The sequence below is a fragment of the Almyronema sp. genome (genome assembly GCF_052168255.1).
GTDB classification, from domain to species: Bacteria; Cyanobacteriota; Cyanobacteriia; order Phormidesmidales; family Phormidesmidaceae; genus Sphaerothrix; species Sphaerothrix epifaneia.
Genome location: NZ_JBQLZL010000079.1, coordinates 19056 through 42923, shown reverse-complemented (window position 1 = coordinate 42923; position 23868 = coordinate 19056). Strand labels below are relative to the sequence as shown.

Below are 23868 nucleotides of genomic sequence, written 5' to 3'. Positions count from 1 at the left end.
GGGTTTATCAGGGCAGACCACTCGGTACGTGTCCTCAAATAACCTATGACAATTGCTTGATCCTCGCTCCCTCAGGATGGGATGATGGGGAAAGCGCCTCACATCTTAAGGGCTTCAGGGCGTTAATACTGATGACCCAGGCTCCTTGTACCGTTACTCAATCATTAGGACTATGGCTGTCGCAACCCAATCTCTGGAAGCACTTTGTATTAATTCCATCCGATTTCTAGCCATTGATGCCGTTGAAAAGGCGAAGTCGGGTCACCCTGGTCTGCCGATGGGGGCTGCCCCCATGGCGTTTGTCTTGTGGGACAAATTTATGCGGTTCAATCCCAAAAATCCCAACTGGTTTAACCGCGATCGCTTTGTGCTTTCAGCGGGTCATGGTTGCATGTTGCAGTATGCCTTGCTTTACCTGACGGGGTACGACAGCGTTGGTTTAGATGACATTAAACAGTTTCGGCAGTGGGGTTCTCGTACTCCCGGCCACCCCGAAAACTTTGAAACACCAGGGGTTGAGGTGACCACCGGACCCCTCGGTCAGGGCATTGCCAATGCCGTGGGCTTAGCGATGGCGGAAGCGCATTTGGCTGCACGTTTTAACCAGTCTGACTGCACCCTGGTTGACCATTACACCTACGTCATCTTGGGCGATGGCTGTAACATGGAGGGCGTCTCCGGCGAAGCTTGCTCTTTAGCCGGGCACCTTGGCTTGGGCAAACTCATCGCGCTTTATGACGACAACCACATCTCGATTGACGGCTCTACAGATATCTCTTTTACCGAAGATGTAGCCAAGCGTTTTGAAGCTTATGGCTGGCATGTGCAGCACGTTGAGGATGGCAATACTGATCTAGATGCGATCGCCAAAGCGATCGAAAATGCCAAAGCCGTTACTGACAAGCCTTCGCTAATCAAAGTAACCACCACCATTGGCTACGGCTCTCCTAACAAAGCCAACACTCCCGGCGTGCATGGAGCAGCTTTGGGCACAGATGAAATTATTGCCACCCGCGAAAACCTTGGCTGGAGCTATGGTGACTTTGAAGTTCCCGAAGATGCGCTCAACCACATGCGCAAAGCGGTTGAGCGGGGGGCTAGCTACGAAGCTGAATGGGAAGAAACCCTGGCCACCTATCGCACCCAGTATGCCGAAGCCGCTGCTGAGTTTGAGCGGATGTTGTCAGGCAAATTGCCTGAAGGCTGGGCTGATGGTCTACCCACCTTTACCCCGGCTGACAAAGGCACGGCCACACGTAAACACTCGCAGGCAACGCTGAACGCCCTAGCCCCAGCTTTACCTGAATTAATTGGTGGTTCTGCTGATTTAACCCACTCCAACCTGACAGAAATTAAAGTCTCTGGCGATTTCCAGCTAGGCCAGTACGAAAATCGCAATCTGCGCTTTGGTGTGCGCGAACATGGCATGGGCGCTATTTGCAACGGAATTGCGCTGCACAATTCTGGTTTGATTCCCTACTGTGCCACGTTCCTGGTTTTTGCTGACTACATGCGGGCTGCTATTCGGCTTTCAGCGCTTTCTGAGGCTGGCGTGATTTACGTCATGACTCACGATTCTGTTGGTTTAGGTGAAGACGGCCCTACCCACCAGCCGGTAGAGACGGTGGCTTCTTTACGCGCAATTCCCAATTTGACGGTCATTCGTCCGGCAGATGGTAATGAAGTTTCGGGTGCCTATAAGATTGCGGTTGAAAATCGCAAAGCGCCAACTCTAATTGCTTTTACCCGGCAAAACGTCCCCAACCTGGACGGTTCTTCCATTGAAAATACGGCTAAGGGAGCTTATGTACTCTCTGGTGCTGAAGAAACGCCCGATATTATCTTGATTGGGACGGGGAGTGAGGTTTCTCTCTGTGTAGATGCAGCGGAGCAACTGCGAGCCGATGGCAAAAAGGTGCGGGTGGTCTCTATGCCTTCTTGGGAGTTGTTTGAAGCTCAAGATCAGGCTTATAAAGAGTCGGTGCTGCCCAAATCTGTTACTAAGCGGTTGGTGGTTGAAGCAGCTTCTAGCTTTGGCTGGTGCCGCTACATGGGATCTGAGGGCGACATGATCAGCATTGAGCGCTTTGGGGCTTCTGCACCTGGCGATTTGGTCATGGAGAAGTTTGGCTACACGGTTGATAACGTGATTGCTCGTGCTAAGGCCGTGCTGGGCTAAATCTGCCGTCGTTTTAGTCTACTGAATTGAGTTTTGATCCAAAGGGACGTTAACCAACGTCCCTTTTTAGTCAAGCGTGTTTGCCCATAAAGGCTGTATCGCTGTAACCACCAGAGCTAAGATACTTCAATCGCTGAAAGCCTCTGCCCAAAAACTTTCTTTCAGCCTTTAGCTATATTGCCTATCAGCGCAGCTGAGAGGGGGTGACAGCTTTTGGATCAGGCTACGGTTTCTCGATCAATCGGATGTTCTGAAAGCGCGGCGATTGCCCGTTTGCCACCTAAAACTTCGATTTCGCGATCGCGGGATTCGGTTTCAGCCGCTAAAACCGCAGGTTCGCGGTTGAGCTGGGCTTGTTCTTCTACAAATCTAATTTCGTCATCGGTTAATTCGAGCCGACGCTGGAGCGATCGCAGGCGACGACGGATAATCTGGCGCGGCGGATTTTCCAACTGAATGGCTTCTAAATAAACTTGCTGATACTGATCCAGTTTTTGGCGCTTTTCCTGATGAGGCAGATAGACCTGAGCTTCAATCGCCTCGGCCACCTGAGTCGGCAAGTCCAAGTTTTGGCGCAAAAAGTCTAGAACTTTGCGGCTTTGCGGGGTCAGCGTGCCGTAGTCGGCAGCTATGTACTCTTCTACGCTGCGGCGGTATTCTTGCTCTGGCGCATAGGTTGGTAACTGCATCAGCGTTAGCTGGGCGCTATTGCCCAGCGCATAGAGAAAAGGGTAAATCTCTAGATCAGTTTCATGAATTTCACGGTAAATGTAATGATGCAGCTCAGCCGCAGAAATAGCACTGTCGCCATTGATATCTGCCAGTTCCGTCCGAATGCCTTCGATTAAAATCTGCGTATAGAGCGGCAGCGGGCCTTTAGCCGTCATCGTTAGCGACTGACCACCACAGGTTAAAACCACGCGATGTTCGCTAGCCAGGTGAGCCAAATTGACAGAACCCAAAATGGATGAGTTTTCGCTCAGCGTGCCATACCAGCCACAGTCTAAAATTACCATTTGCCTTTGGGATAAGCTGCTATCAAGCGAACCCTTAAGAAAGTCTGCCGAGACGGCTGTTGTCTGTAAATAGTGGGGGTCGGTATTGGCCGCCGCTAAATAAACTTTTCTGGTTTCCGCTTCCATCAAACCAGCACCGAAGAAATAGAGCAATCTGAGATCGTCTACTTCGGCATTGGTACACAAACGGGCGATCGCCTGACGAGTTTGCTGTGCATCTGGATTGATTAAAGTTTCAACCTCAGTCGTTTGAAAAGGCCCTTTTTCTGAAGTTATGACCTCACGCAGTGCTTGGATCGTTTCAGTTGCAGCCCCTAACGGATTGGATGGTAACCATACTCCGGTTTTATCAACACCAACAAGCAATGCCTTGTTCGTCATCTTGCTCCCTCTAGCCCATACACGCCTACTAGGCTCACAGATACGCTTTTCTAGCGAAAAAGCTGATTGTCAGGATGTTTGAGGTTTTTACTTAGATATCATCAAAGGCAGCATCTTCCTTTTGCTAAGTTGCCTCACATTGCCTTCTATCACCATGCAATTGCCTAAACATACCCTCAAAGGAATTCATCACATAGCCCTCAATGTTCAAAACATGGCGGCCTCTCGTCAGTTTTACGGTGAGATTTTAGGGCTACATGAGTTAACCGGAACAGAAGTACCAGAAACCTTGAAAGATCTGGTTGCGGCTGGCCAGGTTGCTAACTTTAAATTGCCAGATGGGACTATTTTGGATCTGTTTTGGGAGCCAGATTTGCTGCCACCCCATGCCGATCCTCAGCAGCAATTCACCCGAGCCAACCACTTGGCTTTTGAGATTGCACCTGAGCTATTTGATCTAGCGATCGCAGTTTTACAGCAAAACCAGGTACCCATTGATCACGGCCCGGTCAGCCGCCCAACTGGGCGCGGCATTTACTGCTATGACCCAGACGGCTTTTTGGTAGAAATTCGCTGTGATCCAGCTTGAGAGTATGACCTCTGACAATGCCTGCTCTCAGCACTCGGTAACTGATCAAAATCAGGCTCCCCTGGTTTCAGCTTTGCAGCAGTGTGCGCAGAAAGCCCAAGCAGCTTTTTACACCCCTGGCCACAAACGGGGACAAGGGGCGGCGATCGATCTGCGGCAGTTGATCGGGGTCGAGGCTCTGCGGGCTGACTTACCCGAACTGCCAGAATTAGACAATCTATTTGCGCCTACTGGGCCAATTCAAACCGCCCAAACGTTAGCGGCCAAGGCTTTTGGGGCAGAAGAAACTTTCTTTTTAGCCAATGGCTCAACCTGTGGGCTGCAAGCGGCTTTGCTAGCGGTTTGCAGCCCTGGCGATCAGGTGCTTGTGCCGCGCCATGCTCATCGTTCAGTTTTTGCGGCTTTAGTGCTGTCGGGGGCGATTCCGGTCTGGCTACAGCCCCCTTATGATGCTACCTGGGATGTGGTGCAGGGAACAACTTTGGCACAGGTTGACCAAGCGATCGCCCAGCATCCAGACTTGAAGGCTGTTTTATTGGTATCACCGACCTATTTAGGCGTTTGCTCAGAGGTGGCGGCGATCGCTGAACGCCTGCACCTGCTGAACTGCCCCCTGATTGTAGATGAGGCTCACGGTGCCCACTTTGGTTTTCATACTGAACTGCCACAGTCAGCCTTGTCAGCGGGGGCTGATATTGTCGTCCAATCTACTCACAAGGTGCTAGCAGCGCTGACTCAAGCGTCAATGCTGCATGTACAAGGGCAAAAAGTTAATCGCGATCGCCTGCGGCAAGCCCTACAGATAACCCAGTCAAGCAGCCCCAACTATTTACTGCTGGCTTCTTTAGATGCTGCTCGTCAGCAAATGGCGACAGCGGGAACCGCTTTGATCACCCAAACCCTAAAACTAGCGCAGACCGCGCGATCGCAACTTAGCCGCTTAGCGGGGCTACGGATTTTGGCACCTGCCGATGTTGCCCCAGCGCGTCTAGATTTGACCCGTTTAACCGTTGAGGTGGCTGGGTTAGGGTTAACGGGTTTTGCCGTAGATGAATGGTTACACACTCAGCTAGGGGTCACGGCTGAACTCCCTAGCTTGAGCCACCTGACCTTTATCATCAGCTTGGGCAATACGGTGGCTGATGTTGATCAGCTAGTCTTGGCTTTTAAGCAACTCGTAACCCAGCAACCCCTTGCTAAACGGCTGACGCCGCCCGACCTGACGCCGCCTGCCGATGCGGCTGTCCCCTCCCTTTCTCCCCGGCAAGCGTTTTTCTCGCCTGCAAAAACTGTAACCGTAGCGGCAGCTATCGGCCAGATAAGTGCCGAGTTAATTTGTCCTTATCCCCCCGGTATTCCACTCATTTTTCCGGGCGAACGGATTGAATCAGCCGCGATCGCCTATTTGCAAGCTATTCGTCAGGCGGGGGGGCAACTGACGGGTTGCAGCGATGCAAGCTTACAGACGATCAAGATTGTTAACCCATGACTAAAGATGCAATGGCTTCTCTGTGGCCCTACACAACCCCCGGTATTCCTGACAGCTTATTTGAGCAACTTCCGGGTATTCCGATGAGCAAGCGAGAGGTAAGACTTTTAGTATTAGGCTACCTGCGGCTGCAGAAAAACGCCGTCCTTTGGGATATTGGGGCTGGCACAGGCACGATTACCATCGAGGCGGCGCTGCTGTGTGCCACAGGGCAAATTGTTGCGGTGGAGCGCGATCAAGAAGTCGCCACTTTAATTCGTCACAACTGCGATCGCTTTCAGGTGAGCAACGTTGAGGTGATTGAAGGGAGCGCTCCTGAGTGTTTAGCCCAGTTGCCCTATCAGCCTGACTGCATTTTGATTGAAGGTGGCCGTCCTCTCCAAGCTACTTTAGAAACCGCGTGGAGGTTTTTGGCAACTGGTGGACGCTTTGTGGTTACGGTCAGCAACTTAGAAAATCTATACCAGGTTTCAGAAAGCTTTTCAAAACTGCAGGTTCGCAATATTGAGGTGGTACAACCCGCCGTCAATCGGCTTGAAATGCGCGGCTATCATCAGGTATTCGCAGCCGTAGATCCCATCTTTATTTTTAGTGGCGAAAAGCTGGACTAAAGCGGTTGCGAGGTTTGGATGGCTACCTGAATCGCTTCTAGCAAGGGTGAACCTGTTAGCGTCCCCGACGTGGGATCACTCAAAGCAGCCAAGCAAGGAAAAACTTTGAGGGGGGGAAGCTGATTGGCTAACTGGGTCGCTTCACTGGTGAGGGTCACAATCGGCAAGTGAGCTAACGAAGGCTGCTGGCTTAGACGCTGCAGATAAATCCCTGGATCTGCAATTTCTGGATCGAGCAAAATAACCTGGGGTCGCCAAATTTGGGCTAACAGCCTCGCTTGATCAATATCGTCTACTTCTAAAACCCGACACTGATATTGCTGCAAGATCTGGTCAACCGGGCTAGCTGCTCCGCCTAGCATGTCGGTTTGCTTCAGCAGTAGCACTGTAGACTTTGCCAGGGTTGGTTTTTTCGGCTGAAACTGGGCAAAAAGCGGCTCAAACGTAGCCGCATCGATTGGCAAATTTAGGACATGATCGACGAGGTCAGGGCTTACAGGTGCAGACTCCGTTGCGATCGCAATCAGGGCTAGCGGTTCTTTTTCGGCTTCGGTGCGCAGTTGCTTCATTAACCACTCAACGTTGAGATCAGCGGTGGCTAGGTTCAGCAAGGCGGCGCGTGGACGTAGCTGCCGCACCTTTTCAATCAGTTCTTGTTGAGAACGGGCGATCGCAGGCCAACAACCCATCGACTTGAGTGATTGGCTGAGGGCAGCAAGCTGTACCGGGTCAGTCTCCAAAATAACCACTAGCATTTGTTCGGCAGTAGGCAGTAGCGCTTCAGCCGGAACGCTTTGCTCGGGTAGCGTTGCCGTAGTCGGCAACATCAGCGTAAACTGGCTGCCCTGAGCGGGTTGAGAAACAAAGCTAATTTCTCCCCCCTGCAAGCGGGCTAGCTGCCGCACCAAAACCAAACCCAACCCTGGGCCAGTAAAACGCTGGGTCAGAGGGTTTTCAATGCGCTGTAAACGATGAAAAATAAAGCGCTGCTGCCCTATCGGAATGCCAACGCCTGTATCCCAAACGCTGATCAAGATCCAATTGCCCCACCGCTGAACCGTGAGTCCTATCTCTCCGGTTTCGGGGGTACATTTCAGGGCGTTGCTGAGGAGGTGAATGAGAATTTGCTGTAACCGCAGTTCGTCCACCACCAGTTGCTCTAAACCCGGTTCAATTTTGAGGTGAAACTGGTTCAGCGTCAGCGGATGCGTCCGGGCTTCTCCTTCACCTCGGGCTCGATTGTAGTCTTCGGCTTGCAATAGGGCTTGACGACAAAGCTCGGCCAGGTTGACGGGTTCTGAGGTAATCGTCATTTGACCCGACTCAATGCGGGTGAGATCTAAAATCTCGTTCACAGTGGCCTTGAGGCTACGAGCGTTTTGATAAATGAGCGCTGCATAACGATTTTGACGCTCGTTTAGCGATCCCAAACGATGATCTTGCAGCAGCTTCGACAAGCCTAGCAGTGAGGTGAGCGGGGTTTTGAGTTCATGGCTGAGACAGCCCAGCAGTTCTGCCTTGAGCAAATTAGTGTGTTCTAAGTCTGCATTGCGATCGCTTAAGGCTTGCATTTGCTGCCATTCACCCAAAACAGGCTGTACAATCAGCAGCCAAAACTGCAACGGCGGTGTTGCCAAACTCAAATCGGGCATGGCACAAAGCTGTTCAATCCCAACCGCTTCAGAATTCAGTACCCAATCTGAAACAAAACGCGCTTGGTGGGTTAACTCGGCTAAGTTGATGACAATGGGTACTCGCCAAACCTGCCACTGCTGCGATCGCTCGCTATTGGTCATCTCAGGCGCAGCCGCCGTGGTCAATGTGGCCGTAATCGCTTTGAGGCGAGGCTGGCTGGCTGTTGCTGGCCCAGCGCCTCCAACCGGGTCTATCGTCCTTGCAATAGTTTGAAATGACTGAGTTGGGGTCGCTGGCACCTGAGCCACTTCAGCTAGCTCTGCAAATCGATCTTGCCAGGTAGGCGTTTGCCCCAAAACTTGCCCTGAGCCAGACTGCAACTGTAGCGGTAGGGGCAGTTGCTCAAAAGTTTCGATCAAAATTTGCTGACAGAGGGTCGATAAGCTAGTCTCAGCACTGAGCCGCTGAAGGAGCTGATTTTTCCCCAATAAAACGCTTCCTCCAGACCAGGATACGGCTGGCTGGGCAAGGGATGCCATAATAGCGGGATGAGCCGCTACAAACTGCAGCAGCTTAGCGCTATCCAGTAAGCCCAGATAGCGTGATTGGGCATCGACAATAGCCCAATGAGCGGGCTGCGCAGCTAGCTGCTGCCAAAAAACGGATAGTAACGTGTCTGCTGAGATCACCCTGAGCGGCTCGATCTCAGCAGCAAAATGTTCCACCAGAGAATCGGCGGCTGGCAACCCTCCCGTTTGAGACAGATACACAGCAATCTGGGCTGTTTTTAACAGACCCACCGGATGATAATCAAGATTGACTAAAACCAGGTAGTCTTGCTGAGAACGGCAGCAGCATTGCCAGGCTAGAGCGATCGTGCTTGACTGCTTGCAGCTAGGAACTTGGCTCAAAAATTGAGCAATGGTAAGTGTAACCATGAACTAGGGAGGAGAGTCGCCTCCTGAAAGTGCTGAAGCTGTTGCAGTGTCGCGGTTAAGCGCTCGGAGAATGATAGGCTAGTTTTAGGTTAGCCAGGTTCAATTAGATTAACGCCAAGCCCTCACCGTAAAAATGGCTGAATTCGGCAGGCAAACTATTATGACTTACACTTATGTCCCAACCTTATAAAGCCCACTCGAACCGGGCTTGAACGCTAGAGTCTGTGGGCGGCAGGGCATAACCTATCTCAATTATGGGGCAGCTTTCTCTTTCAGCCACCTTTGACTTTACAATAATTGTTAAGAATCTTGCGATGCAAGCTGTTCGGCGTGCTGAAAAGTCTGCCTACGACTCCTTGATCGGGGTGTCAGCTTGAAGTGGCAGTTAACGCTCTCTATTTCTAACGCATTTTGCCCTCTCAATTTCTCGTTGGTATTTTTGCTCCTGCTCCTGAACTTGCTGAGACGCTCAGGCAAAACCTCAGCCAGGATTCCTATGTGCTTAAACAGGTGCCAGATGAGGCTACACTGCTGAGTTGGGCAACTACCCATCACCATCAAATTGATTGTTTAATTTTGCAGCGTAGTGTGAATATTGAGCAACTGCTAGAGCAGCTAGAAGCTCAAAAAGCGCTTTTACCCATTATTTTAATAGACGACCCTGCGAGTCCTGCGCCTGCTGCTGAAAACACCGCTGCGCTGGACGAACAGCTAGTGTCGTCGTCTTTACAGGCCGTTGTGACGTATCTCCATCAAGAAAATCTCAGCGATTTGGAAGACTGCATTCACCAAGCAATTGATCGGTTTTTAACGCTCTCAATTGGCGATCGCGACACCAATAGCCCACCCGCTGTAGCCGATAGTTCTCTGAGCGTTCTGACAACCAAGCAACAGATGCTTGCCAAAAAACTCAAAGAGCGTCTAGGTTATCTTGGAGTTTATTACAAGCGCAATGCCCAAAACTTTTTTCGTAATATGACCCGCGCAGAGCGCCAAGAACTGCTAGAGAAACTCAGCAACGATTACCGCAGAATTATCCTTAGCTATTTTTCTAAGGATGCCACCCTGAATCAAAAAATTGATGACTATGTTAATGTTGCTTTTTTTGCTGACATTCCGGTTTCCCAAATTGTTGAGATTCATATGGACTTGATGGATGAGTTTTCCAAGCAGTTGCAGATTGAAGGGCGTAGCGAAGAGATTTTGCTAGACTACCGCCTTACCTTGATCGATGTCATTGCCCATCTGTGTGAAATGTATCGTCGCTCAATTCCAAGAGAACTCTAAAAAATTAACTTTTGTTTTCCGGTTGACAAACTCTTTAAGCTAATCTGCAAAATTTCTATGAGTCCGCTCAAAAAAACTTATATCCTAAAGCTTTACGTTGCAGGCAATACACCTAACTCAATTCGGGCCCTTAAAACCTTAAATAACATTCTCGAACAAGAGTTTCAGGGAGTTTATGCGCTTAAAGTAATTGATGTGCTAAAAAATCCTCAGTTAGCTGAGGAAGATAAAATCTTGGCAACGCCAACCTTGGCTAAGATTTTGCCCCCCCCAGTTCGTAAAATTATTGGCGATCTTTCTGATCGAGAGCGAGTTTTAATTGGCCTAGATCTTTTATACGACGAGTTGCAGGAAGAAGAGCGCTTTAACTAAGTTAAATGGCTTCTACGGGGATAATGAAAATAACGATTTTGATACTTCATTTTCAAAGCTTTTTAGCTAATTTTACGTAATTTTTGCGACTTCTGTTAATAACTTTGTTGTGATATCCCCATGAATCAATCTTCTCAAGATAAAAAAACATCCTCCAAAAAACTCATGGGTGTGCAGAAAATTCGCACCATGATCGAAGGTTTTGACGATATTAGTCATGGCGGTCTTCCGGTTGGTCGAACGACATTGACTAGCGGTACCTCTGGTACGGGCAAAACACTGATGGCCGTCCAGTTTCTCTATAACGGTATTGTTCACTTTGATGAGCCAGGGGTCTTTGTCACTTTTGAGGAATCGCCTGAAGATATTATTAAAAATGCTCAAAGCTTCGGCTGGGATTTACAGCAGTTGATTGATGATGGTCGGCTGTTTATTTTGGATGCTTCACCTGATCCCGAAGGTCAAGATGTCGTCGGTAATTTTGACCTTTCGGCTTTAATTGAGCGCATTCAGTATGCCATTCGCAAATATCAGGCTAAGCGGGTATCGATTGATTCTGTTACAGCCGTTTTTCAACAGTACGACGCGGCTTCGGTGGTTCGGCGTGAGATCTTTCGCTTAGTTGCCCGTCTCAAGCAGATGGCTGTCACCTCTATTATGACGACTGAGCGGGTGGAAGAATATGGGCCTGTTGCTCGTTATGGGGTCGAAGAATTTGTCTCTGACAATGTCGTGATTGTGCGCAATGTGCTTGAAGGGGAACGCCGCCGTCGCACGATTGAGATTTTGAAGCTACGAGGCACAACCCACATGAAAGGCGAATACCCGTTTACCATTACCGATCAGGGAATTAATATCTTTCCGTTGGGGGCGATGCGACTCACTCAACGATCTTCAAATGTGCGGGTTTCGTCTGGGGTGCAAACGCTGGATGAAATGTGTGGGGGTGGCTTCTTTAAGGACTCGATTATTTTGGCCACAGGGGCAACCGGAACCGGCAAGACGCTGTTAGTCAGCAAGTTTTTGGAAAATGGTTGTCGAGCGGGTGAACGAGCGGTTTTGTTTGCTTATGAAGAGTCACGGGCGCAGCTTTTTCGCAATGCTTACTCTTGGGGAATTGACTTTGAAGATCTAGAGCAACAAGGCTTACTTAAAATTATCTGTGCCTATCCAGAATCGGCAGGTCTAGAAGATCATCTACAAATCATTAAGTCTGAAATTACTCACTTTAAGCCATCTCGCATGGCGATTGATTCTCTTTCTGCCCTCGATCGCGGTGTTAATAATAATTCATTTCGGCAGTTTGTTATTGGCGTTACGGGATACGCCAAGCAGGAAGAAATTACCGGATTTTTTACCAATACGACCGAGCAATTTATGGGTTCCCACTCGGTTACCGATTCCCACATTTCGACGATTACAGACACGATTTTGATGTTGCAGTACGTTGAAATTCGCGGTCAAATGTCGCGGGCGATCAACGTTTTTAAGATGCGGGGATCATGGCACGACAAAGGTATTCGCGAATATACCATCAGCGAGAAAGGGCCTGAAATTAAAGATTCTTTCCGCAATTTAGAGCGCATCATCAGCGGCTCACCTACTCGAATTGCCGTAGATGAAAAGAGTGAACTCTCACGGATTGTGAAAGGCGTTCAGGGAGATTCGCTTGGCAAGGCTTAGAATTCGTTGGAGTCAAAAGCCCAAACCTTGCTTTGTCGGCTGCTGAAGGAGGGCGATCGCCCTTTAGAGCTTTTTTGACAACTTTGTTCAATCAACGAGCATGGAGGGATTCGAACCCCCGACCCTCAGAACCGGAATCTGATGCTCTATCCACTGAGCTACATGCCCTTAACCTTCTGGATTGTAACACTGGAAGGTCGCCGCTGGGGTAGGATTTATGAACCCAAGCTTAAACTTAATTTTGAATTGCCATGTCTGCTTCTGATCCCGATGGAAACGCCCCTCAGATGCTTGATCAAACGGCTGAAGCCTTGAATAACGAATCCACTCAAAGCAGTTTGAGCGCAGAGCAGTATAAGCGCAAAATGCAGCAACGCAAAACGGTACAGGCAAAACGCCTCGCTGAGCGGAGCCAGCAAAAAGGGCTGATCATCGTTCACACAGGCAACGGCAAAGGTAAAACGACGGCAGCTTTAGGGATGGTGCTGCGATCGCTTGGACACGGATTCAAAGTCGCCATCGTTCAATTTATTAAAGGTGGTTGGGAGCCGGCTGAAAAGGCAGCGCTCAATCAATGGTCGGATCAGCTTGACTTTCATGCGATGGGTGAAGGTTTCACCTGGGAAACCCAAGATCGCGATCGCGACATCCAAACGGCTCAATTAGCTTGGGATCAAGCGCTAGCCTACATTCAAAACCCGGCCTATAAAACCGTTTTGCTAGATGAAATCAATATCGCGCTCAAGTTAGGCTATCTTTCAGTCGAGCAGGTTTTAGCAGGACTGGATCAAAAGCCTGCCGATTCCCATGTGATTTTGACTGGCCGTGGCGCTCCCTCCCCCCTGATTGACCGCGCTGATCTGGTTACCGAAATGACGTTGGTGAAGCATCCGTTTAAAGAGCAAGGAATTAAAGCCCAAGCGGGCATCGAATATTAGAATCTGGACAACGGCTGTAGCTCATTTGACTAGCGGACTGCCGTGATGGTGAACCATATACCAGCGGTCGGCCATGCGCTCGAAGACATTGGTGGCCATTGACTGTGCTTCAATACGGCGGCCACTGCTAATTTGCAGGATATTTTCAATCAGGACGACATAGGCTAAATCGCCGCTGACTTCAACCGAAATAATATCGATGTCAACTTCTATGTAATGGGTGTGCTTGAAAATTTGCTCCCAAGTGTCGCGAATGCTCGTCCACCCCTTGAGAGCATCGCGGCCAGGATGAATGCAAAGGCTACCAATTCCTTGGGACCAGACCGCTTCCATTGCTTCAAGGTTTTTCTTCTCAAAGGCTCGATAAAAAGCATCGTTGGCGGCCAGAACGGTCTCGCGCTCGTTTATCATCACTAACTCCACCAAGAGGGCAACAGAGCCTGCGGTCTTAAAGGTCTAACCAACTGGGAGATGACAGGCTCTTTCTCTATCTTAGAAACTGGAAACTTTTTGGCAGTGGCATTTCTAGGCTAAGCTACTTTAAGCTTTCCCGTTTTAGGCCAACATTTGCCGTTGGTGAGGAGTTTTATGCTTCAGATTGCAGGGCTGTGTAAAGCTTACGGCGATCGCCCACTGCTACAGACCTTGAGCTTTGAAATTTTAGCGGGAGAAATTTATGGACTCTTGGGGCCAAACGGAGCAGGCAAAACCACCACGATTAATTTGATCTGCGGTTTACTCAATGCTGATGCAGGCCGCATTTTGATCCAGGGGCAGCCTGTAGCGGCAGCGACAAAGCGCTGGATTGGGGTCGTTCCCCAAGAAAATTTGCTATATCGCAGCTTGACCTGTGCCGAAAATCTGGCTTTTTTTGCCCAGATTTATGGGCTACCGCGATCCATTCGGCGTCAGCGGATTCAGGCTTGCCTAGAGGCTGTTAACTTGAGCGATCGCGCCCATAGCCCTGTAGAGTCCCTGAGCGGCGGCATGCAGCGGCGTTTAAGCTTGGCGGTTGCGCTGGTTCATCAACCTCAACTGGTGATTTTAGACGAACCGACGACCGGACTCGATATCGAAGCTCGCTATGAAGTCTGGCAGCTAATTCGCTCCTTGCAGCGCCAGGGAATGACTATCTTACTCACCACTCATTTGCTTGAAGAAGCCGAACGGCTGTGTCAGCGGTTGGGAATTTTGAAGCAGGGGCAGCTTTTGGCAGAGGGCACGTTATCCCAACTCCGACAGCGAATCCCCGCCAAAGAAATTGTTGTGTTAGAAACTGCGGATGAAGCGGCGGCCATTGAGCGAGGGCAACAACAGGGGTTTACGCCGCGTCGCTACGGCTCAGACTTAGCTTTTTGGATACCCGAAACTTTGGATTTACGCCAGATTTTAGATTGCTTTGCTGGTATTGCCATTGATTCAGTTTCGCGACAACCCGTCAAGCTAGAACATATTTATATTGAAATAACGCAGGCTCAGCAGCGGCGATCGCCCGCTGCTGTCAGCAACGAGTCTACCCTGATAGGATCAAACCAGATCTATTTGTCCTAAGGCCATGATCAGGCTACTTACCGCCGTTATTTTAGCTGTTTGGATCAGCGCGATCGCGATCATTGCTGCTCAGAATGGTACCCCTGTTTCTTTACAGTTTTTGGCTTTGCGTTCAGTGGAGTTGCCGCTGGGAATTGCCCTGGCTTTTTGTGTGGCCGGGGGGCTAGTAGCGACAGCGCTACTGCTGAGCCTATTCGAACGTTCGGCTCGGTAACATTTTCATCTATAATCTGTCGCACATGGCTTACTCAATGGATGCTAATGACACACTCTGGACTCAGCCCCGACTGGAACGCTCTCGCGGATCGATCGTTAGCCGGAGAACTGCTTAGTCGAGAGCAAGCGCTTGCTGTTTTACAAGCTGCTGATACTGAACTATTGGCTCAGCTAGCCGCCGCTTACCGGGTACGCCACCATTACTGGGGCAATCGAGTCCGACTGCACTTTTTGCTGAATGCTCAGAGTGGTCTTTGTCCAGAAGACTGTAATTATTGCGCTCAGTCTAAGATTTCGGCGGCTGACATTGAGAAATATCCTTTGCTCGCCCAAGAAAAGATTTTGGCCGCGGCGGCGCGTGCTGATCAACTCAAAGCCGGGACTTTTTGCTTTGTGATTTCGGGGCGATCGCCTTCTGAGTCAGTCTTTCAGCGCGTATTAGCTGCAGTCCGAACCGTCAAAGCCCAATACCCCCTCAAAGTCTGCGCTTGTTTGGGGCTGCTGGATCAAAGGCAAACTCAACAGCTTGCTGAAGCCGGGGTAGACCGGGTCAATCACAACCTGAACACTTCAGAAAAGTTTCACAGCCATATTTGTACTACGCATACCTTTGGCGATCGCATCAGTACGCTGAAAGCCGTTCAGTCTGCTGGTATCACCACCTGCTCTGGCGGTATTTTAGGCATGGGCGAATCAGACGAAGACGTCATTGATTTAGCTCTGTCTCTGCGGCAGCTCAACGTTACAAGCGTTCCGGTCAATTTCTTGATTCCCATTACTGGAACGCCCCTAGCCAACCAAAATCAGCTCGACCCCCGCCGCTGTTTGCGCATCTTGTGCCTTTATCGCTTCTTGCTACCTACTCAAGAAATTCGCATTGCTGGCGGGCGCGAAGTCCATTTGCGATCGCTGCAGCCGCTAGGTCTGTATCCGGCTAACTCCATCTTTATTGGTGACTATTTAACTACCCCTGGACAAGCCGCCCATCGTGACTTGGAAATGATTGAAGATGCCGGGTTTGTACTAGAAACAGCGGATGGTTCACCGCTAACCCCTGTGCCTGAAGCCATGCCTCAATTGACAACTTCCATACCCACATAAAGCCCAAAACATACTGAATCTTCAAGCCATTAAACAGTGTCTTGAGAAAACTTGTCACGATCTGAGAGATAGCAGCGCATAATAGTGGTTACAGTTGGCCTTTAAATCTTGTCTAGAGGGCAACCTAGCTATAGAAAATTATTGTTGGTTGATACGAGTAGCCTCATGAGCAATCCTACCCGTCGCATTTTTATTGGTGATGTCCACGGACATTATGACGGGCTGATGAGACTGCTAGAAGCGATCGCCCTAGACGCGTCCGATCAGCTTTACTTCGTCGGTGATCTGATCGATCGAGGGCCAAAAAGTGCCCAGGTCGTCAAATTTGTACGTGATCACGCGGATGGTTGCGTGCTGGGCAATCATGAGCAACTGCTTTTAGATGCTTTTCCCAAAGGTAAAACCCATGTACCTGCCCTGCAAGGTTGGCTGTACAGCGGCGGGCATAGTACCTTATCAAGCTACGGAGCCAGTATCGATCAGCTTTTGGAAGATGTGCAGTGGATTCGATCGCTACCGCTTTTTATCGATCTCGACAACCTTTGGCTAGTACATGCGGGGGTCAACCCAAAATTGTCCCTCTCTCAGCAAACCTACCATGAACTGTGCTGGATTCGTGACACTTTCCACACCAGCGCTAACCCTTATTTTGCTGACAAGCTAATTGTCACCGGACACACCATCACTTTCACGCTACCTCAGGTATCTCCTGGACAACTCGCCCAAGGGCAAGGTTGGATTGACATTGATACAGGGGCTTACCATCCCAAGAGCGGTTGGCTAACAGGGGTAGACTTTGACAACGAGCAGGTCTATCAGCTCAACGTGTTTGACCACGTTCTTCGCAAGCGGAGTTTAGCTGAGGCAACTACTTTAATTCAACCCAGTAAAGTTAAAGTGCGCTCCCGTCCCGTTACTCGGTAGCGTTTGCAGACTGGATAAACTGCCCTATCAACTGCGCTGCCTGTTGGGGTGACTCTAGGGGTGATTGGCAATCGCCTATGACAACGACTTGGGCGTGGGGAACGAGATGCTGGTAGTCCTCGTTTAAGGGTTGGGTCAAGTCGGAAGTCTGGCTGCTCTCTAAAAGCAACAATGGAGGCTGTAACTGAGGCAGTTGTTCTTGTAGCTGCTCGGCTCGAATTTCGGCAGGGCGACGCTGAAACAGCAGGCGACAGGCGGTCGGAAACGTTTTTAATCGCTGTCGCACCGGATACAAGCGATGGAAAAAATCCTTTAAACCCAGATAAGCCGCAAAGGGCGTCAGGAGACTCAACCCCTTCAGCAAAATTGAGAACGGCCCACTGAGCAACCGATACCAGCGCCAGCGTTTGGCTAAACGTCGCGATTCAATGCCTTCAGGTTCGATTAAAATCAGTCCTTTGACGCCTTCAGGGTAGCGTAGGGCATAGTTTGCCGCCACCCAACCTCCCAATGAATGCCCTACCAGGTAAACAACAGGCGATCGCAGTGCTTGTAAATACTCTGCTAAGCACTCTGTCATCAGGGCAATTGAGATCGGTGCAGATGACAGACTGGACTCGCCAAAACCTGGCAAGTCAGGTGCCAGACAATGATATTGATGACTCATTGCCTGCATTACCGCTATCCACTGGCTGCTATCAGCCCAGCTCCCGTGCAGAAACACCACAGTAGGCCCCTGCCCCACCTCGTGCCAGAACAAATTGCTTTGCGAAAGTTGAATTCGAGCATTCCGAACGGGTAGATTCATCCCTGCTTTTAAGCCTTGTTGCTATAACACTTATGCTAAAACGGTCTTTCCCGCCAAATAGTCTTGCAACTGCTGGGCATGATCATGGGAAAGGTTACGCATAGGCAGCCGCTGCGGATCAAAAGCTGAAATTTCTATGACTTCAGCCGGATCAGCTACCATCGGCTGACCCGCAACATGAGCTTCTAAAGCCACACAAACAGAATGAAAGCGAGGATCTCGCTGGGGTTTGGAATAAATCCCCACTAAACGGCCCACATGCAGCAAATCCAGGCCGGTTTCTTCAGCAAGTTCTCGGCGGGCGGCGGTGAGAATGTCTTCTCCCCAATCTATAATTCCGCCTGGTAGCCCCCAAAGACCATTATCAGTGCGCCGAATTAGCACAATTTGCCCGGTTGGTAGCACTGGAATGACGCTAGTTCCTAAAATTGGCCTTCTCAGCAGTAGACCTAGCAAAACGCGCACAGGACGCCAAATCAGGCTCATGAAAAATTGCTTAAGTAGATAGAGCCGCCAAATCTTCAAGCACTTCGGTTGCGTGGGACGCTGGCTTGACCTTGCGGTAGATCTTTTCAATCCTACCATCTGGGCCAATGATGAAAGTGCTGCGACTAATCCCCATGTACGCTTTGCCCATAAACTTTTTCAGACCGTAGCTGCCATAAGCACTAGCCACCTGACCTTCTGCGTCAGACAACAGCGGAAAAGGCAACTCATATTTGGTAGCAAATTTTGTATGTGACTTGGCATCGTCAGTGCTAATGCCCAACACGGCTACTGACTGCTCTTGATAGCGGGGATAAACATCTCGAAACCCGCAGGCTTCTTTGGTGCAGCCTGGGGTGTTGTCGCGTGGGTAAAAGTACAAAACCAGGCGCTGCCCTGCAAAATCTGACAGGCTAACCAGCTTACCTGCCGCATCGGGCAAGCTAAAGTCCGGAGCGGAATCACCAGGATTGAGCGTCATTGTTTATCTTGGTTGAAGAGAACTGATGCCGTTAAATTAAAGCGCTTGCCTCTAGGCAGAAAGATTGAGTAAAAGTTAGGGGATGGATAGCGCTTGCTGATAGCGTTTTCGTCATGGGAAATAGCGCTATGCAACAGATAACCACTTTTTAGCTTCCTCTAGCGTGTGGAATATTCTCACATTTTGACCGTGGTTTTGCGAGACGGTTTCAAAGAAAACGGGATCGTCTAATAAGTCTTGGGCAACAACTAGGGCGCGTTTGAATCGACGAATGGGCATTCCTGCAGCGGAGATTTGCGCTGATGTTGTCTGTGGCAGCTTGTAAATCTCCATTGTAGAAACGGCTGAGGTTGCTTCACGCAAGTCGGCAATAACAGCAAAGCAATTGTGCTGTTTGGCCAGACGCGCTACGTCGAAGCGACTATCATCCACAATGGATTGATCGATTGCTCCCCAAAGTGTAGTCAAAATAAAGCAATTCTCAGAATCATAAGTAACTGAGTAAGGCATCTTAGAACCACCTAATTGCTGGGTATTCTAGTTGACCATAATGGATGAGAACTACGCGATCGCCCGTTTGCTAGACCAAGATTACAACCTTAATTAAAGACTACTCTAAACGTTCTTTAATTTTCCGGAATTGACGCAAACAGCTTGTCTATAAAGAGGAACCGCCTAAACTAAAAGCTTAGGCGGAGTGTGGTGTGAGGAGTGAACGGAAACTTCCGTCTCCGCTATTTCCCATTCTAAGCGACGGGTTAGAATTTGCCACCCATCTCAGCGGCCTGCTTGAAAAGTTTTAAACTTTTACAAAGCCCCCTGCGTCTGTTAATAAGTTGGTTTGGCCGTATGGCAAGGCCAACTTTACTTACCCATACCCAACTGCTGAGCTTTTTGATACACTTTACCCTCCGTCAGCAAAGACGGAGCAATGACCACTTCAACCTGCTGCATTTCTTTGAGATCTTTAGCACCCAAGGTGCCCATGCTGGTTTGCAAAGCGCCTAAGAAATTATGGGTACCATCATCTAGCTGGGCTGGGCCGCGTAAAATTTGCTCTAGCGTGCCTGTAGTACCTACTCGGATGCGAGTGCCACGGGGGAGAACTGGGCTAGGTGTGGCCATACCCCAGTGAAAGCCTCGTCCGGGTGCTTCTTTCGCTCTCGCAAACGGAGAGCCAATCATTACCCCGTCTGCACCACAGGCGATACACTTGCAGATGTCTCCACCCGTCACCAGACCGCCATCGGCAACAATAGACACGTACCGTCCCGTCTCTTGGTAATAGTCGTCTCTAGCAGCAGCACAATCCGCCACTGCCGTCGCTTGCGGCACCCCAATACCTAAAACGCCGCGAGAAGTACAAGCGGCTCCGGGGCCAATGCCAACTAAAACGGCTGCGGCTCCCGCTTTCATTAGATTCAGCGCAACTTCGTAGGTCACACAGTTGCCAAGAACAACAGGAATAGGCATTTCTTGGCAGAATTTGCTCAGATCTAAGGGGGCGATAGATTCAGGTGAGAGGTGAGCAGTAGAGACAACTGTAGCCTGCACAAAGACTAAATCTGCACCAGCTTCAGCAACTTGCCTGCCGTACTGAGCTGCGCCAGCCGGGGTTAAACTAACGGCAGCAATACCGCCTTGCGCTTTAATTTCGGCAATTCGTTTTTGAATCAGTTCGGGCTTAACAGGTTCTGCGTAGAGCTTTTGCATCAGCGTGACAAATTCGTCTTTGCCGACTGACGCAATTTGATCGAGAATCGGATTGTGATCTTCGTAGCGGGTTTGGATCCCTTCCAAGTTAAGGACGCCTAAAGCCCCCAGTTGACTAAGCAAAACTGCCATTTTGACATCGACCACCCCATCCATGGCGCTGGCAATGATCGGAATTTCTCGTTCAATACCGCCAATGTGCCACCGGGTATCGGCTAGCTGGGGATCGAGTGTGCGACGACCAGGCACGAGTGCAATTTCGTCAATTCCGTAAGCTCTGCGAACTTCCTTGTTACGACCAATTTGTATATTCACGTTCCCCCCTTGTGCCAAGACCATCTAGATAGCCTAGCAAATAAAGATTAAGGATATAGGGCAGACTGTCCCTTCAGCAAGGTGGTTGAGGGACTTCTTCGGTACGCTGCGATCGCAAAGCAGGCCCAAATCTCGATAGACTAAAATTTACCGAATTAAGTGTGCGGCTACTTGGCCCTCTTTCTGTTAGCTCAAACCGATTCATATCGAAAAAAAGTCTGGAGCAGTCTGCAGTGAATCTATCCTCTTTAAGCTTTTTTCATCATCTGCGTTCGGGGAATCGCCAGTTTGCTGTTATTGGATTGGGGCGTTTTGGTCGGGCTGTCTGTTCTACGCTGCACCAGCTTGGATATGAGGTACTAGGAGTTGATGTTGACGAGCGGCGGGTAGCGCAAATTCTGACGGATCAACTTGCTACGCACGCCATTCAGCTTGATTCAACGGAACCTTCTGCTTTGAAAGAGGCGGGTATTGCGGATATGGATACCGTTATCATTGCGATCGGTAATTATATTCAGGAAAGTATTATCACAACGCTCAATGTTAAAGAGGCTGGGGTACCTCATGTGATTGCCAAAGCTTCAACCGAAATTCACGGCAAATTACTCGATCGCGTAGGAGCCGATCGCGTGGTTTTTCCCGAACATGAGATGGGTTGTGAGCTAGCGCGATCGCTCACCCGCCCTGGTGTTCTCGATCGCTTTGAGCTAGACCCTGATCACAGCATTGTTGAGGTTATTGTTCCAGAAGCTTTTGATCAAAAAACCATTGTGGAGTTAGATCTGCGTAAACGCTATGGTTTGACCTTGATGGCGATTAGCAAAGAAGAGTCACCTGACAAGTTCGAGGTCAATCCCAGCCCGGTAACGCGTTTGCGGGCGGGCACCGTTATGGTGGTCATTGGCTCAAACAAAGGCATTGATCGCTTACCTATGACCCATAGCAGCGGGGTCAATGGGTGAACGTTATTGGTTTGATTAGCGGCACTTCAGTAGATGGCATTGACGCGGCTCTAGTTGAGATTAAAGGCAGTGGCTTTGAAATTTCGGCACAGCTTTTAGCTAGTGAAACCTATGCTTATGAGCCGGATTTGCGTCAGCAAATTTTAGCGGCTAGCGCTGGGGAACCGCTGTCAATGGCTGGTTTCGCTCAGCTAGATGATGCGATCGCTACTGCCTTTGCTCAGGCTGCTCAGACACTTCAAGCCAACACATTGTCGGCTGATTTGATTGCCTCCCACGGGCAAACTGTTTTTCACCGCCCCCCTCAAGGCGAGCAAGCGACTGTGCAAGCTTTAGCCTATAGTGTGCAGCTTGGACGAGGCGCTGCGATCGCTCACCTGACTCAACTGCCAACTGTGAGCAACTTTCGATCTGCAGATATTGCGGCTGGTGGGCAAGGGGCACCCCTGGTTTCAGCCATTGATGCGTGTTTATTGAGCCATCCCAAACACGTCCGCTGTGTCCAAAATTTGGGCGGAATTGGCAACGTCACCTACTTGCCTAGCCTTCAGTCTCAAGGTGTAGAAGGCGAAATGTTGGGCGTTTTTGGTTGGGATACAGGGCCAGCCAATAGCTTAATAGATTTAGCAGTCCACCATTTTTCTCAGGGGCAACAGCATTATGATCGTGACGGCCTTTGGGCAGCGCAGGGAACACCCTGCCAGCCTTTACTGCATCAGTGGCTGCGTCACCCTTACTTTCATCAGCCACCGCCTAAATCAACCGGGCGAGAACTGTTTGGCTGGGACTACTGGCAGCAATGCCTGATAGACCTACAAGCCTACGCGCTTTCCCCTGCCGATAGTTTGGCCACGCTGAGCCAGCTAACGGTGATGAGCATCGTACAAAACTATACTGACTTTTTGCCGCAGCTTCCTGATGAGGTTTTACTGTGCGGCGGCGGCAGCCGTAACCACTATCTGCGCCAACAGTTGCAGCAATGTTTGGCTCCTATTTCGGTGTTGACGACCGATGAGGTGGGTTTGTGTGCTGAAGCGAAAGAAGCGATCGCTTTTGCAGTGCTTGGTTTCTGGCGCTATCACGGTGTTCCCAGCAATTTACCAAGCGTCACCGGAGCCAGACGACGGCTGGTGTTAGGTGAGTTGTATAGGCCCTAGCGCTTAGGAAGCCCCCCAATTTTGAGTAAAAAGATCGTGAACCCCTAGCAACCTGAAGTAAAGTCTTGTCCGCTTGCCGCAGTTAGACTTTATCCTGAAAGGTAATACCAAACAAATTGAAGCGTGAGCACATTTGCTTTCTTTGCTGTTACGGTTTGTCTGCCTGAGCAAAAAAGGAGATGAGTGAGTCGCTGCACATAGACTTGGTATTAGAGGGAGAAAACCGCAAGCTTTTTGGGTAGTGAATTCGTGGGGCACAGCTTTTTAATCGAACCGGGGCGTTGGACAATTCAGGGCAACTGGCTAGAGCGAGATTCGATGCCCATCGGCGTCAGAGGAAAAACGCTGATAGTTTGGGGGCATGATGACTGGTTCACTATGGTCACCAAGCTGAGCTTCCCCAACACAGCCCTTGATGAAATTGCGCAACAGTATCGAGGGCGGCTGACAGGGGGTGAGCGGCAGTATACCTTTGTTTTGCAGCATAGCTTGTTAGGTCGCGTTGAAGGCGAAGGCTGGATCGCGCCTGAATCGATTGTGCAACGCTATTGGGTATTAGGCGATCGCCAGCGACGCACAGGGTTTGAAACGCTCTATTGTGTGGGCGACAACAAGTACCATCTCTCTAGCGGCATCATGGCTGGCCATTACTTAACCAGTGCCATGGAGGCAACGCTAGAGCGACAGGGTTGATTGAATTTCAGTTTGATAAGCGGATTGAAGGCTCTGAAGAGGAGCCTGATTTCCGGCGCTAAATTTTCAATCTGATAGCGCTTTACCCCGTTACCTAGAGTAATCGAGTAAAGTTGATAAAGACCCTAGACAACCCTATGGAACATAGTCTAGGTTCCCAAGGGTGTTAGCTCAACGCAGATAAACCACATTAGCGTCTCAGGTGTAACTGAGAGGAGCGAACCAAACTGGAGAAATGCTCAAAAACATTGGGGTGTAGCCGAAGTCGCAGTCATAGCCAGGATTCGTTGACTGGGGTTTGAAGATCGGCCTTTTTAAGGCTGTCAACTTTAACTGCGATCGC

At 49.9% G+C, this 23868-nt stretch carries 23 protein-coding genes and 1 tRNA gene; 15 read left to right on the top strand and 9 right to left on the bottom strand.

The features are described 5' to 3' along the window. Positions 1–172 precede the first annotated feature (172 nt). Positions 173–2179, top strand: a complete 2007-nt coding sequence (tkt, locus tag ACTS3T_RS17930; protein ID WP_377966299.1) for a transketolase — start codon at positions 173–175, stop codon at positions 2177–2179. A gap of 218 nt (positions 2180–2397) precedes the next feature. On the opposite strand, the gene ACTS3T_RS17925 is transcribed toward tkt, so the two are convergent. Next, positions 2398–3576, bottom strand: a complete 1179-nt coding sequence (locus ACTS3T_RS17925) for a caspase family protein (RefSeq protein ID WP_377966297.1) — start codon at positions 3574–3576, stop codon at positions 2398–2400. A gap of 154 nt (positions 3577–3730) precedes the next feature. Here ACTS3T_RS17925 and ACTS3T_RS17920 point away from each other — a divergent pair, with 154 nt between their 5' ends. Genes ACTS3T_RS17920 through cbiT form a run of 3 tightly spaced genes read left to right on the top strand, consistent with a single transcriptional unit; the run spans position 3731 to position 6265 of the window. Then, positions 3731–4165: a VOC family protein gene (locus tag ACTS3T_RS17920; RefSeq protein WP_377966295.1), complete on the top strand. Its 435-nt coding sequence runs from the start codon at positions 3731–3733 to the stop codon at positions 4163–4165. 4 nt (positions 4166–4169) lie between these two features. Continuing rightward, on the top strand, positions 4170–5654 hold the full coding sequence (locus tag ACTS3T_RS17915) for an aminotransferase class I/II-fold pyridoxal phosphate-dependent enzyme (RefSeq protein ID WP_377966292.1): 1485 nt from the start codon (positions 4170–4172) through the stop codon (positions 5652–5654). Next, positions 5651–6265, top strand: coding sequence for a precorrin-6Y C5,15-methyltransferase subunit CbiT (cbiT, locus tag ACTS3T_RS17910; protein ID WP_377966290.1), 615 nt, complete (start codon positions 5651–5653; stop codon positions 6263–6265). Before ACTS3T_RS17915 ends, cbiT begins: the two co-directional genes overlap by 4 nt. On the opposite strand, the gene ACTS3T_RS17905 is transcribed toward cbiT, so the two are convergent. After that, a complete protein-coding gene (locus ACTS3T_RS17905; protein WP_462935306.1) occupies positions 6262–8838 on the bottom strand; it encodes an ATP-binding protein in 2577 nt (858 codons plus the stop codon). The two genes, cbiT and ACTS3T_RS17905, sit on opposite strands and share 4 nt — an antisense overlap. Before the next feature lie 411 nt (positions 8839–9249). On the opposite strand from ACTS3T_RS17905, the gene ACTS3T_RS17900 reads away from it, so the two are divergent. The 3 genes from ACTS3T_RS17900 (at position 9250) to kaiC (ending at position 12180) form a co-directional block, all read left to right on the top strand. Next, positions 9250–10125, top strand: a complete 876-nt coding sequence (locus ACTS3T_RS17900; protein ID WP_377966286.1) for a circadian clock protein KaiA — start codon at positions 9250–9252, stop codon at positions 10123–10125. Between the two features lie 57 nt (positions 10126–10182). After that, on the top strand, positions 10183–10497 hold the full coding sequence (gene kaiB, locus ACTS3T_RS17895; RefSeq protein WP_377966284.1) for a circadian clock protein KaiB: 315 nt from the start codon (positions 10183–10185) through the stop codon (positions 10495–10497). 120 nt (positions 10498–10617) lie between these two features. Then, complete coding sequence (gene kaiC, locus ACTS3T_RS17890; protein ID WP_377966282.1) at positions 10618–12180, top strand: circadian clock protein KaiC; 1563 nt, start codon at positions 10618–10620, stop codon at positions 12178–12180. Between the two features lie 95 nt (positions 12181–12275). On the opposite strand, the gene ACTS3T_RS17885 is transcribed toward kaiC, so the two are convergent. Then, positions 12276–12348: transfer RNA gene (locus tag ACTS3T_RS17885), tRNA-Arg, on the bottom strand. Between the two features lie 119 nt (positions 12349–12467). Between ACTS3T_RS17885 and cobO the strand changes: the two genes are divergently transcribed. Further along, positions 12468–13118 (top strand): cob(I)yrinic acid a,c-diamide adenosyltransferase, encoded by a 651-nt coding sequence (cobO, locus tag ACTS3T_RS17880; protein ID WP_377966377.1) that lies wholly within the window; start codon positions 12468–12470, stop codon positions 13116–13118. A gap of 21 nt (positions 13119–13139) precedes the next feature. Here the strand turns inward: cobO and ACTS3T_RS17875 are convergent, their stop codons facing one another. Beyond that, complete coding sequence (locus ACTS3T_RS17875; RefSeq protein WP_377966280.1) at positions 13140–13529, bottom strand: nuclear transport factor 2 family protein; 390 nt, start codon at positions 13527–13529, stop codon at positions 13140–13142. 177 nt (positions 13530–13706) lie between these two features. Here ACTS3T_RS17875 and ACTS3T_RS17870 point away from each other — a divergent pair, with 177 nt between their 5' ends. From ACTS3T_RS17870 to ACTS3T_RS17855, 4 genes are all read left to right on the top strand, one after another. Further along, positions 13707–14669: an ABC transporter ATP-binding protein gene (locus tag ACTS3T_RS17870; protein ID WP_377966278.1), complete on the top strand. Its 963-nt coding sequence runs from the start codon at positions 13707–13709 to the stop codon at positions 14667–14669. A 4-nt stretch (positions 14670–14673) separates the two neighbouring features. Further along, positions 14674–14883: a DUF1049 domain-containing protein gene (locus ACTS3T_RS17865; protein WP_377966276.1), complete on the top strand. Its 210-nt coding sequence runs from the start codon at positions 14674–14676 to the stop codon at positions 14881–14883. Between the two features lie 47 nt (positions 14884–14930). Then, positions 14931–15986, top strand: coding sequence for a biotin synthase BioB (bioB, locus tag ACTS3T_RS17860; RefSeq protein ID WP_377966274.1), 1056 nt, complete (start codon positions 14931–14933; stop codon positions 15984–15986). 165 nt (positions 15987–16151) lie between these two features. Then, positions 16152–16910 (top strand): metallophosphoesterase, encoded by a 759-nt coding sequence (locus ACTS3T_RS17855; protein WP_377966272.1) that lies wholly within the window; start codon positions 16152–16154, stop codon positions 16908–16910. Here the strand turns inward: ACTS3T_RS17855 and ACTS3T_RS17850 are convergent. The 5 genes from ACTS3T_RS17850 to ACTS3T_RS17830 all read right to left on the bottom strand — a co-directional run bounded on the left by ACTS3T_RS17850 (position 16900) and on the right by ACTS3T_RS17830 (position 20713). Further along, positions 16900–17718 carry an alpha/beta fold hydrolase gene (locus ACTS3T_RS17850; protein ID WP_377966270.1) on the bottom strand — a complete coding sequence of 273 codons (819 nt, stop codon included), beginning with the start codon at positions 17716–17718 and terminating at the stop codon, positions 16900–16902. The genes ACTS3T_RS17855 and ACTS3T_RS17850 overlap by 11 nt on opposite strands. Before the next feature lie 30 nt (positions 17719–17748). Next, positions 17749–18204, bottom strand: a complete 456-nt coding sequence (locus ACTS3T_RS17845; RefSeq protein ID WP_377966268.1) for an NUDIX domain-containing protein — start codon at positions 18202–18204, stop codon at positions 17749–17751. 10 nt (positions 18205–18214) lie between these two features. After that, positions 18215–18685, bottom strand: a complete 471-nt coding sequence (gene bcp / locus ACTS3T_RS17840) for a thioredoxin-dependent thiol peroxidase (RefSeq protein WP_377966266.1) — start codon at positions 18683–18685, stop codon at positions 18215–18217. Positions 18686–18811: 126 nt separating this feature from the next. Beyond that, a complete protein-coding gene (locus ACTS3T_RS17835) occupies positions 18812–19195 on the bottom strand; it encodes a hypothetical protein (RefSeq protein ID WP_377966264.1) in 384 nt (127 codons plus the stop codon). 354 nt (positions 19196–19549) lie between these two features. Beyond that, on the bottom strand, positions 19550–20713 hold the full coding sequence (locus ACTS3T_RS17830) for a GuaB3 family IMP dehydrogenase-related protein (RefSeq protein ID WP_377966262.1): 1164 nt from the start codon (positions 20711–20713) through the stop codon (positions 19550–19552). Between the two features lie 233 nt (positions 20714–20946). Between ACTS3T_RS17830 and ACTS3T_RS17825 the strand changes: the two genes are divergently transcribed. The 3 genes from ACTS3T_RS17825 (at position 20947) to ACTS3T_RS17815 (ending at position 23525) form a co-directional block, all read left to right on the top strand. Further along, a complete protein-coding gene (locus ACTS3T_RS17825; protein WP_377966260.1) occupies positions 20947–21675 on the top strand; it encodes a potassium channel family protein in 729 nt (242 codons plus the stop codon). Next, positions 21672–22832, top strand: a complete 1161-nt coding sequence (locus ACTS3T_RS17820; protein WP_377966258.1) for an anhydro-N-acetylmuramic acid kinase — start codon at positions 21672–21674, stop codon at positions 22830–22832. Before ACTS3T_RS17825 ends, ACTS3T_RS17820 begins: the two co-directional genes overlap by 4 nt. A 249-nt stretch (positions 22833–23081) precedes the next feature. Next, positions 23082–23525 (top strand): hypothetical protein, encoded by a 444-nt coding sequence (locus ACTS3T_RS17815; protein WP_377966375.1) that lies wholly within the window; start codon positions 23082–23084, stop codon positions 23523–23525. Positions 23526–23868 lie beyond the last annotated feature (343 nt).